11 protein-coding genes, 1 tRNA gene and 1 pseudogene are annotated in these 8,451 nt (G+C 60.5%); 9 read left to right on the forward strand and 4 right to left on the reverse strand.

Annotated features, from left to right (window positions below):
- From RDM88_RS10170 to RDM88_RS10180, 3 genes are all read left to right on the forward strand, one after another.
- A partial coding sequence (locus RDM88_RS10170) for a malic enzyme-like NAD(P)-binding protein (RefSeq protein WP_308754733.1) occupies nt 1-437 on the forward strand: 437 nt, incomplete at its 5' end.
- Between the two features lie 16 nt (nt 438-453).
- The gene (locus RDM88_RS10175) at nt 454-699 is read left to right on the forward strand and encodes a TIGR03905 family TSCPD domain-containing protein (protein ID WP_374045454.1); all 246 of its coding nucleotides are present in this window, start codon (nt 454-456) and stop codon (nt 697-699) included.
- A 40-nt stretch (nt 700-739) separates the two neighbouring features.
- Nucleotides 740-1,297, forward strand: coding sequence for a hypothetical protein (locus RDM88_RS10180; protein ID WP_308754734.1), 558 nt, complete (start codon nt 740-742; stop codon nt 1,295-1,297).
- A gap of 45 nt (nt 1,298-1,342) precedes the next feature.
- On the opposite strand, the gene RDM88_RS10185 is transcribed toward RDM88_RS10180, so the two are convergent.
- On the reverse strand, nt 1,343-2,056 hold the full coding sequence (locus tag RDM88_RS10185; protein WP_308754735.1) for a TVP38/TMEM64 family protein: 714 nt from the start codon (nt 2,054-2,056) through the stop codon (nt 1,343-1,345).
- Nucleotides 2,057-2,296: 240 nt separating this feature from the next.
- Between RDM88_RS10185 and RDM88_RS10190 the strand changes: the two genes are divergently transcribed.
- The 3 genes from RDM88_RS10190 to RDM88_RS10200 all read left to right on the forward strand — a co-directional run bounded on the left by RDM88_RS10190 (nt 2,297) and on the right by RDM88_RS10200 (nt 3,610).
- Nucleotides 2,297-2,884 (forward strand): DUF4364 family protein, encoded by a 588-nt coding sequence (locus tag RDM88_RS10190; protein WP_308754736.1) that lies wholly within the window; start codon nt 2,297-2,299, stop codon nt 2,882-2,884.
- Nucleotides 2,885-2,995: 111 nt separating this feature from the next.
- A complete protein-coding gene (locus RDM88_RS10195; protein WP_308754737.1) occupies nt 2,996-3,385 on the forward strand; it encodes a hypothetical protein in 390 nt (129 codons plus the stop codon).
- Nucleotides 3,386-3,518: 133 nt separating this feature from the next.
- Nucleotides 3,519-3,610: transfer RNA gene (locus RDM88_RS10200), tRNA-Ser, on the forward strand.
- Between the two features lie 181 nt (nt 3,611-3,791).
- On the opposite strand, the gene RDM88_RS10205 is transcribed toward RDM88_RS10200, so the two are convergent.
- From RDM88_RS10205 to RDM88_RS10215, 3 genes are all read right to left on the reverse strand, one after another.
- Entirely contained in the window at nt 3,792-5,021 is a 1,230-nt protein-coding gene (locus RDM88_RS10205) for an MFS transporter (protein ID WP_308754738.1), read from the reverse strand.
- Between the two features lie 244 nt (nt 5,022-5,265).
- On the reverse strand, nt 5,266-5,592 hold the full coding sequence (gene trxA / locus RDM88_RS10210; protein WP_308754739.1) for a thioredoxin: 327 nt from the start codon (nt 5,590-5,592) through the stop codon (nt 5,266-5,268).
- An 85-nt stretch (nt 5,593-5,677) separates the two neighbouring features.
- Nucleotides 5,678-6,643 (reverse strand): RluA family pseudouridine synthase, encoded by a 966-nt coding sequence (locus tag RDM88_RS10215; RefSeq protein ID WP_308754740.1) that lies wholly within the window; start codon nt 6,641-6,643, stop codon nt 5,678-5,680.
- Between the two features lie 219 nt (nt 6,644-6,862).
- Here RDM88_RS10215 and RDM88_RS10220 point away from each other — a divergent pair, with 219 nt between their 5' ends.
- The 3 genes and pseudogenes from RDM88_RS10220 to RDM88_RS10230 all read left to right on the forward strand — a co-directional run.
- Complete coding sequence (locus RDM88_RS10220) at nt 6,863-7,552, forward strand: DNA repair protein RadC (RefSeq protein WP_308754741.1); 690 nt, start codon at nt 6,863-6,865, stop codon at nt 7,550-7,552.
- 36 nt (nt 7,553-7,588) lie between these two features.
- The gene (locus RDM88_RS10225; RefSeq protein WP_308754742.1) at nt 7,589-8,113 is read left to right on the forward strand and encodes a hypothetical protein; all 525 of its coding nucleotides are present in this window, start codon (nt 7,589-7,591) and stop codon (nt 8,111-8,113) included.
- A 214-nt stretch (nt 8,114-8,327) separates the two neighbouring features.
- Nucleotides 8,328-8,451 (forward strand): annotated as a pseudogene (locus tag RDM88_RS10230) (excinuclease ABC subunit B); the annotation flags it as partial.

Below are 8,451 nucleotides of genomic sequence, written 5' to 3' on the forward strand. Positions count from 1 at the left end.
ATCTCGCGGACGCGATGAAGGGGGCGGACGTTTTGATCGGTGTCTCCCGCCCGAACCTCGTGACGCCGGAGATGGTCGCCTCTATGGCGAAGGACCCGATCGTTTTCGCGATGGCCAATCCCACCCCCGAAATCATGCCGGATCTGGCCAGGGCGGCGGGCGCGGCGGTGGTCGGGACGGGACGTTCGGACTTCCCCAACCAGATCAACAATGTGCTTGTCTTCCCCGGCATCTTCAAGGGGGCGCTCGCGGTGCGGGCGCGGGAGATCACCGAGGAGATGAAGGTGGCGGCCGCGAGGGCGATCGCCGCGATGGTGCCGGACGGGGAGCTTTCGGCCGAACGCATCCTGCCCGACGCGCTGGACAAGCGGGTCGCCGACCGGGTGGCCGAGGCGGTCGCGGACGAGGCCCGGGCCTCGGGCGCCGCGAGAATTTGATTGACGGAGGATCGGTATGAAGATCAGCTATAAACCAAAAGGCGTCTGCTCGCGTATGATACATGTAGAGGTTGAAGACGGCGTCGTCAAATCCGTGGAATTCATCGGCGGCTGCAGCGGCAACACGCAGGGCGTGAGCAGGCTGGCGGAGGGCCGCCCGGTGGAGGAGGTCGTGGAGCTGCTCGGCGGCATCCGCTGCGGCATGAAGTCGACCTCCTGCCCCGACCAGCTCGCGCTTGCGCTGGCGCAGGCGCGGGATTAGGGAGGCCGCGGCCGTTTTCACAGGAGGGAGGGCGTTTCCGATGCGGTTCGACGACAGCGATATCAAAATAGCGCCGGACGATCCTTCGGAGGTCTTTGACAGTTCGGAGGGGGCGGCGGCGGCATTCGCGCGCGAAAAAGCCAACGGCAACATGGAGAAAGCGCGCGCGCTCGGGGTCCAGTTCGCCGCCGAGCTGACCGCCGACGAGCGGGGGATCGTCTTTTTCGGCATCGGGGCGTTCGACAGCGCCGAGACGCTCTCCCAGCGGAAAGTGCTCTTTTCCTATCTCGTCGGCCGGGTGATCGAGGATATGGCGCCCAATTCCATTGTGGCGCAGTCCGCGATGTCCGCCTATTATGACGAGCTCCAGCGGGCTTCCGGCGAGACCTACCGGCTCGTCAGCGATTCGGCGGCGCTCTCCCTCTATATCCTTGCGGGGCGTTCCTCGCCCGACGACATCGGCGCGGTCGGCAGGGTGTTCGCGCGCCTCTGCGGCAGGGAGGACGATCCGGTCTTCGTCCGGTACGGCAGCGAGCTCACGGGCTATTTTGCCATGTACTGCACCCAGCTTGCGCTGCGCGCGCAGCTGATCCGATAGACGGGACAACAAAAGAGCCGGCGCTTTGCGCCGGCTCTTTTTTGATCAATGCTCCCTGTGGAGCCTGTGAAGCCAGTCCATGACCCTCTGCTTGCAGAGGATGCCGAACAGCCCGATCGCCGCGGTCAGCAGGAAAACGACGATTGCCATCTCCCAGTTGCCGCGGCTCACCGACGCGCCCATCCAGGTGGAGGTGATGACCGAGGGAATCCGCGCGAAGGTGGAGATCAGCAGGAACTGCGCGGGCCTGATCTTACTGACGCCCGCCAGATAGGTGAGCATGTCCTTTGGAGTGCCAGGGATGAGGAAGAGGATGAAGGTGACGGTTTCCACCTTTTTGGTATTGTTGATGAACTTGAACTCGCTGAGCTTCTGCTCGCCGAAGATACGCGCCACCAGCCGGTAGCCGAACCGGCGCACGAGAAAGAAGATGGCGGAGGAGGCGATCACGATTCCGAGCAGGCAGGTAAAGAGTCCGCCCCAGGCGCCGTAAAGCGCGCCCGCGAGCAGCTCGACCGGCTCGCCGGGGATAAAGGCGATCACAATCTGCAGGATCTGGACGCCGAGCAGGACCAGCCAGCCGGTGAAGCCGAGCGAATTGATCCACGCGCGGAGCTGTTCCTGATTGCCCGGGTCGGAGAGGCGCTGGAAGAGGGGCATGCAGAGCAGGGAGAGAACCCCGATGATCAGGACAAGGCCCACGGCGGCCATAATCAGTTTTCGATATTGTTTTTTTTCTTCCGGGGTTAGGTTTTTCATCTTCACATCTCTTTTTCCGAAAAGTTCCTTTGTCTATCTAACGAGATTTCCCGCCCGCCTGCTTCAAACGGGAGGAAAATTCAATTTCAACACCAATATAGCATGTTTGCGGGAAAAAGCTGTTTCGGGATTGTAAATTTTACGGAAAGTGCAAAAAGCGGGTCAGACAATAGGTTTTGCTTTTTCCTCCGAAATATTGTATCATAGGGAATGGAAACCGACGACTGTGGGGTGGAAAATTTGTACGAGGGATTCCGGGCGGGCGTGGAGCCGGGCGGGCTGACCACCGACTATGAGATCAAAATCCTGATCTGCTACGTCCTGAAGCATATCGAGCGGCCGATGCCCGTTTCCGCCCTGATCGAACTGTTTGTGGGCGAGGGAATCGGCAACTATTTTGAGGCGGCGAGCGCGGCGGCCGCGCTTGTCAAGAGTGGGCACATCGCCATCGGCGGCTGCGAGGGGGAAAAGTGCTACACCTTGACCGGCCTTGGCGAAAGCGCCGCCGGGACGTTTGAGAAAACGCTTCCGCTCAGCGTGCGGGAAAAGGCAGTGGACGCCGCGAACCGCTACTTCATCCGGCGGGAGCGCCGCGCGCACAACAAGGCGGAGGTCCAAAAGGCGGACGACGGATACCTTCTGACGCTGACGATCACCGACGTGGGCAGCGACCTGCTGAAGCTGACCATCCTTCTGCCCGACGAGGAGACCTGCGGGCGGATCCGGGAACGGTTTTTGGACGACCCGATCGTGGTGTATAAGGGGGTCGTTGCCTCTCTGACAGGCAGCTTCGAGAACGTCGGCGCATTGTTGGACGACGCGGAATAGACCCTGCAAAGCCGCATCAGACGGGCAAAACTTGACAGAAACGGCGGAATCGGTTACAATAACCCTTACGCAAATTTGCGCAAAAAACGGATTGGAAACGGGGGGAAGTTTTTGCTCAGAAAGCTGATGCTCTATCTGATGATTTTGGCGACGGCGGCCAAGTTCGCGTCGCTGGCATATGTGTTTACGACAGATATTGAACGGCTTCCGGTGGCGGTGTATGTCTCGACCGGAATCGTCGTCCTCTTTGGGCTCTTCCTGCTCTGCAAAAACATCGTGAAACGGGTCAGCAGAAAAGAGCTCGCCTCCTATTACGGCTTGTTGGCGGCGGCCGTCTTCTTCAACCTGATTTTCATGAAGATTTTCAGCCGCGCGGAAATCGCCACGCTCGACCTTCTCATCCTCGGCACCATGATGGATATCCTCGTGGGAGTGGTCTTTGTGGTGCTGACCGTGCGGGAGCACAAATATGTGCGCATCAAGATGGGAACGGACTCCTGAGGGGGTTAAAACCGTCCGCCCCGGCGGGCGGTTTTTTCTTGCAGAAAAATTGGCAAAATTTTTTAGGTCAACATATTGCTTTTTTGCGATCTGCGTAGTATAATAATCAGGTGCCAATCGCGCGGACAAGTCTGGAGATGTCGCCTAGCTGGTCGAGGGCGCACGACTGGAAATCGTGTAGGGGTCAAAAGCTCCTCGAGAGTTCGAATCTCTCCATCTCCGCCAAAAACCCCGCAAACAAGCTGTTTAAGCCTGTTTGCGGGGTTTTCTTTATGCCTGCTTTGCCGCTTTTGAAGGTGAAAATTGTGCACTTGGTTGCACCGGATTGACGTGAGGATCGGATTATCGACGGACCCTGCACCGGGTCCGTATCAAAAGAGTAGCTGGATTTCTAGCCGCTCTTTTGTCATTTCGGACCGCGTCCGCCCGGGCGCAGGGTGAGGAGAGCGCTGATACCGGTGACGGCAAAGAGCACAGCCCCCGACAGGAAGAACCAGAGCGGTACGCCGAAGCGTTCGGCGACCGGTCCCGCGATCAGCAGTCCCACCGGCATGGCCAGGGACATCATGCTGCCCAGCAGGGAGAAGACGCGCCCCTGTGCCTCATGGGGAACGGACTCCTGCATGTAGGCCATGAAGGGGATGCCGTAGAGGTTCCCGCTGGCGCCCATAACGGCGCAGAAGAGGGCGAAGGGCCAGAAAAAGACCATGTCGCCCGGCAGGATTCCGCATAAAAGGGTGCTTGCCGCCAGACCGAGCAGGCCGAGGTGGATGACGAAAAATTTGTTTTTGATCGTCCCGACCGCGCCCAGACCGGCGGCGCTGAGCATCATGCCCGCCGCATAGAGCAGCTCCACGAGGCTGGCGTGCCAGGCCGTCGCCTGGAAGTGGTCGCTCGTCATCAGCGGATAGAAGGAGGATAGCGGCATGTAGAAGATCATCCCCACGCATACGCAGAGGGTGAGGGTGAAGAGTCTGCGGTCGCGCAGAAAGACGGCCGCGCCGTCCCTCATCTCACGCAGAAAATACGGCAGCTCCTGTCCGGAACGCGGGGGATCGGGGATTTTCACCACCGCGACAGTAGCGCTCGCCACGACCGCGCCGACAAGGTCGGAGAGCAGGATGACCGGAAGCGGAAGCGCGGCGTACATCGCCGCGCCGAGCACCGGCCCGAGCATAAAGGCGCCCGACTGCATGAATTGGCTCCAGCCGTTGGCGCGGACGAGCTGTTCCCGGGGTACGAGCATGGGGATCGCCGCCTGGATCGCGGGGGTGTGGAAGACGTTCCCAACCGCCCGGATGCCCAGTACGAGACAGGCCGACCAGAAGGGCGGCCTGCCGAGCAGGAAGACGCCCGCGAAGACGGTCGCGACCAGCCCCATGAAGAGATCCGCGGAGATGATGACGGTCTTGCGCTTGAGGCGGTCGACCCACACCCCGACGAACGGCCCGAGCACAAGCTGCGGCAGGAAGGCGAAGAGTCCCGCCAGCGCCATCGTCATGGGGGAGGAGCTTTCGCTGGCAAGCCACCAGATCAGCGCGAACTGGACCGCGCTGCTTCCGACCAGCGAGACGGTCTGCCCCGCCGCGATTGTAAAGAAGCCGCGCTTCCAGCCGTGAGGCTGCGATTGTTCCATAAAACCTCCTTTTGATTTGCCGGACGGTCAAAAAGACGCAGACACGCGCCCGTCCGGCTGTGTTTGCGTCTGCGGTCAAAAGACGGCCCGCCGCAGCGTACGGCAAGGTCTTCCGGAGTTTGTGAATGGAATTCCATTATAGCAGGCCAATCCCGTTTGTCAAGGAGGTTTTTTAAAGGGGAAAACCGCGCGCAAAAAGGATCCCGCCGGCACCGCCGGCGGGACCCTTTTATGCTTGTGGCGATCAGACCGCGCCCAACTGCTTGAGCCACTCCTCGATCTGGAATTTGGATTTGGCGGCTACGAGCGGCTCGCTTTCCATGCCGCCGCGGAAGAGCAGCAGGGTGGGGATGGTCATCACCGAAAACCGCTGCGCGAGCGAGGGCAGATCGTCGATGTTCACCTTAGCGAACCGGATTTTGCCCTCGTAGGCCTCGGCAAGCTGGTCGAAGATGGGGGAGAGCATCCGGCAGTAGCCGCACCAGGGCGCCCAGAAGTCCACGAGCACGGGCTCGTTCGATTTCAAAACCTCGGCCTCAAAATTGTCCGACGTAATTGTCAAGATATTCATATAATCATCCTTTCCGTTTTGTTTCCCTCTATCTGTAATTATAATCATTACAGATAGAATTGTCAAGCACTTTTTCAAAAAAGTGCTATCGGAGCTTCCCGGAGAGGAACTCGTCGCAAAACCACACCTTCTTCACCTCGAAGCTCCTGCCGTTCAGGTAGTTGAGGGGACCCGCGTCGCTCTGGAACCGAAAGGTAAGCTTATAGGAGTATAGGGCCTGGAACTGGTAGCCGGTGCCGTGGTTGTCGCGGTTGTGTCCGTATTTGGCGTCGCCGAGCAGCGGATGGCCAATGGAGGCGAGGTGGGCGCGGATCTGGTGGGTGCGGCCGGTCAGCAGGTCGACTTCCAGCAGGGAGAACCGCCCGTTTTGGCCGAGCACGCAGTAGTGGGTGAGGATGGTGCGGCCGCCCGGCACAGGATGGTCGCAGATGGCGACGGCGTTCGCCGCGCCGTCCTTGACGAGGAAGCCCTTGAGGGTGTCCGACTGACGCGGCATCGTGCCGTGCACGACGCAGAGGTAGAGCTTTTGCAGCTCGCGTGCCTTGATCTTTTCATTGAGCACGCGCAGGGCGGGCGCGTTTTTGGCCGCGATGACGATGCCGCCCGTATTGCGGTCGATCCGGTTGCAGAGGGCGGGGGTAAAGCTGTTCTCCCGGGCGGGATCAAACTCGCCTTTCCGGTAGAGGTAGTGGAGGATGCGGTTGATCAGCGTGTCCGCCTGGCCGCCCTCGTCCTCGTGGACAAGCAGGCCGGGGCGCTTATCCGCGAGGAGGATGTTTTCATCCTCGTAGACGACGTCGACCGCCGGGGGGACGGAGAGGAAGACGGGCACGCCGGGTTCGCCGCCGAAAAATTCATCGTTCAGGTAGAGAGAGAGCCGGTCGCCCTCGCACAGCCGGGTGGAGATTTCACACCGTCTGCCGTTGAGCTTGATCCGCTTGGTGCGGATGGATTTGTAGAGCAGAGCCTGAGGAAGAAGCGGGACCGCCTTGGTCACGAATTTGTCCACACGCTGGCCCGCGTCGTTTTGGTTGATGACGAATTCTCTCATGGCAAACCTCCGCGGCCCCGATGATCGGAGGGGCCCTGTAAATCGATGGCCGCGCGGTGTTGAAACCGCCCGCGGCGGGAAAAGCCGATGGCCTGCGCCTATTATAGCACACAAGCTCGTCCGGCGGAAGCCGGGAAAAATCGACGGGGTCTAGGCAAACAGGAAATATTTTGATATAATAAGCACCAAGATACTGGAAACGCGGGCGGTGATGAGCGGATGGCGAATGTGCACGAGGGACACAGGCAGCGGCTCAAGGACCGTTTCCTAAAGGAGGGGCTGGACGGCTTCGCGCCGCACAACGTCCTCGAGCTGCTGCTCTTTTATGCGGTGCCCCAGCGGGACACCAACGAACTGGCGCACCGCCTGCTCGCACGTTTCGGGTCGCTATCCGGCGTACTGGACGCGGATTTCGACGAGCTCTGCCAAGTGGAGGGGGTCGGCGCGAACGTCGCGACGCTGCTCAAGCTGGTGCCCGGGCTCGCGCGGCGGTACCTCGACGACTATGACGAAAACGGCGTGGTCCTCGCCACGATTGAAGAGGTGGGGACCTTCCTGCGGCCGAAATTCATCGGGCGCAGCAACGAGATGATCTTCCTGCTCTGCATGGACAGCCGGGGCGGCGTCGTCTACGGTGATTTCATCGCCGAGGGCAGCATCAACGCCGCGCCGATGTACACCCGCAACATCCTTGAGGCCGCGATGCGCAGCCACGCGGTGTCGGTAATCCTTGCGCACAACCATCCGCGCGGGCTCGCGCTCCCATCCAACGCGGACATGCTCGCGACGCGCTCGGTCTTTGACGCGCTGGCGGCGGCGAAAATCCGTCTCGCCGACCACCTGATTTTCGCTGGGTCGGACTACGTTTCGATGCGCGATTCCGGTTTCTTTTCCTTTGAGCGGCCCTAGGGCCCATTCTAATTCTGAGAGATGGAGGGACCACAGATGGAGTCAGGAACCCTGGGAGCGGTCAGCCCCACCTCCGTTTGGGTATTTGTTGACAGCACGGAGGACCACGACCTGAACGGACGCCTGGCAGCCCCGGCCTTCGGCGTCACGGCGTTTTCCGGCGTGCTCGCGTTGATCACCCGCATGGAACAGTTTTATAATGAAAAGCGGTTCCCGCAGAGCGCCATGCAGATCCGCTCTTTCCAGAAAAAGAAGCGGGGAAAAACGGCGGCGGAAAGGCCGGAGCCCCCGGAGGCGCAGCAGAGCGGGGAATTGGAGGAGGCGCTCGCCCGCATCGGCAGGGAGGAACCCGGGAAACGGGCGACGTTTGTGGTCAGCGTGTTCTTCCGTCAGAACGCTACCTGGCAGGGCACGGTGCGCTGGCTCGACCGGGACCTGGTCCGGCAGTTCCGCAGCACGCTCGAACTGGTCTCGCTGATGGAGGACGCCCTCTCCCGGGAGGACGCGTCCGGCGAGCCGGGCAGGTGGCGGGAATCCGCGGACAAAACAGAAAACGAATGACGGCAGGGCGCTTCCGCTTGGGAGGCGCCCTTTCTGCGCCGCGCGCCTGGCAGAATCTTTCGGCGGCGGCCATTTGAAATCATGCGGAATCTGTGATAAAATAAACTGTTGACTTTTGATGGAAAAGAAGCTAAACTAGATGAATCGAACATCTGTTCTTTTGAGCGCGTGGATGGAAACCGATTGATCTGACGGCCCAAAGCGGGGAAGGTATATGGAAGAAGGAAAATTTGAACTGGTCGCCCCCTACAAGCCGACGGGGGACCAGCCGCAGGCAATTGAAAAGCTGACCGAAGGGGTGCTGGCGGGCCGGAAGGAACAGGCCCTGCTGGGCGTCA

The organism is uncultured Anaerotruncus sp. (genome assembly GCF_902490045.1).
In the GTDB taxonomy this organism is placed as follows: Bacteria; Bacillota; Clostridia; order Oscillospirales; family Ruminococcaceae; genus Anaerotruncus.

Bases quoted from the DNA above. Each gene is read 5' to 3' on its own strand.
- RDM88_RS10175 (WP_374045454.1), top strand. From the start codon at position 454: ATGAAGATCAGCTATAAACCAAAAGGCGTCTGCTCGCGTATGATACAT.
- RDM88_RS10180 (WP_308754734.1), top strand. From the start codon at position 740: ATGCGGTTCGACGACAGCGATATCAAAATAGCGCCGGACGATCCTTCG.
- RDM88_RS10185 (WP_308754735.1), bottom strand. From the start codon at position 2,056: ATGAAAAACCTAACCCCGGAAGAAAAAAAACAATATCGAAAACTGATT.
- RDM88_RS10205 (WP_308754738.1), bottom strand. From the start codon at position 5,021: ATGGAACAATCGCAGCCTCACGGCTGGAAGCGCGGCTTCTTTACAATC.
- trxA (WP_308754739.1), bottom strand. From the start codon at position 5,592: ATGAATATCTTGACAATTACGTCGGACAATTTTGAGGCCGAGGTTTTG.
- RDM88_RS10215 (WP_308754740.1), bottom strand. From the start codon at position 6,643: ATGAGAGAATTCGTCATCAACCAAAACGACGCGGGCCAGCGTGTGGAC.
- RDM88_RS10220 (WP_308754741.1), top strand. From the start codon at position 6,863: ATGGCGAATGTGCACGAGGGACACAGGCAGCGGCTCAAGGACCGTTTC.
- RDM88_RS10225 (WP_308754742.1), top strand. From the start codon at position 7,589: ATGGAGTCAGGAACCCTGGGAGCGGTCAGCCCCACCTCCGTTTGGGTA.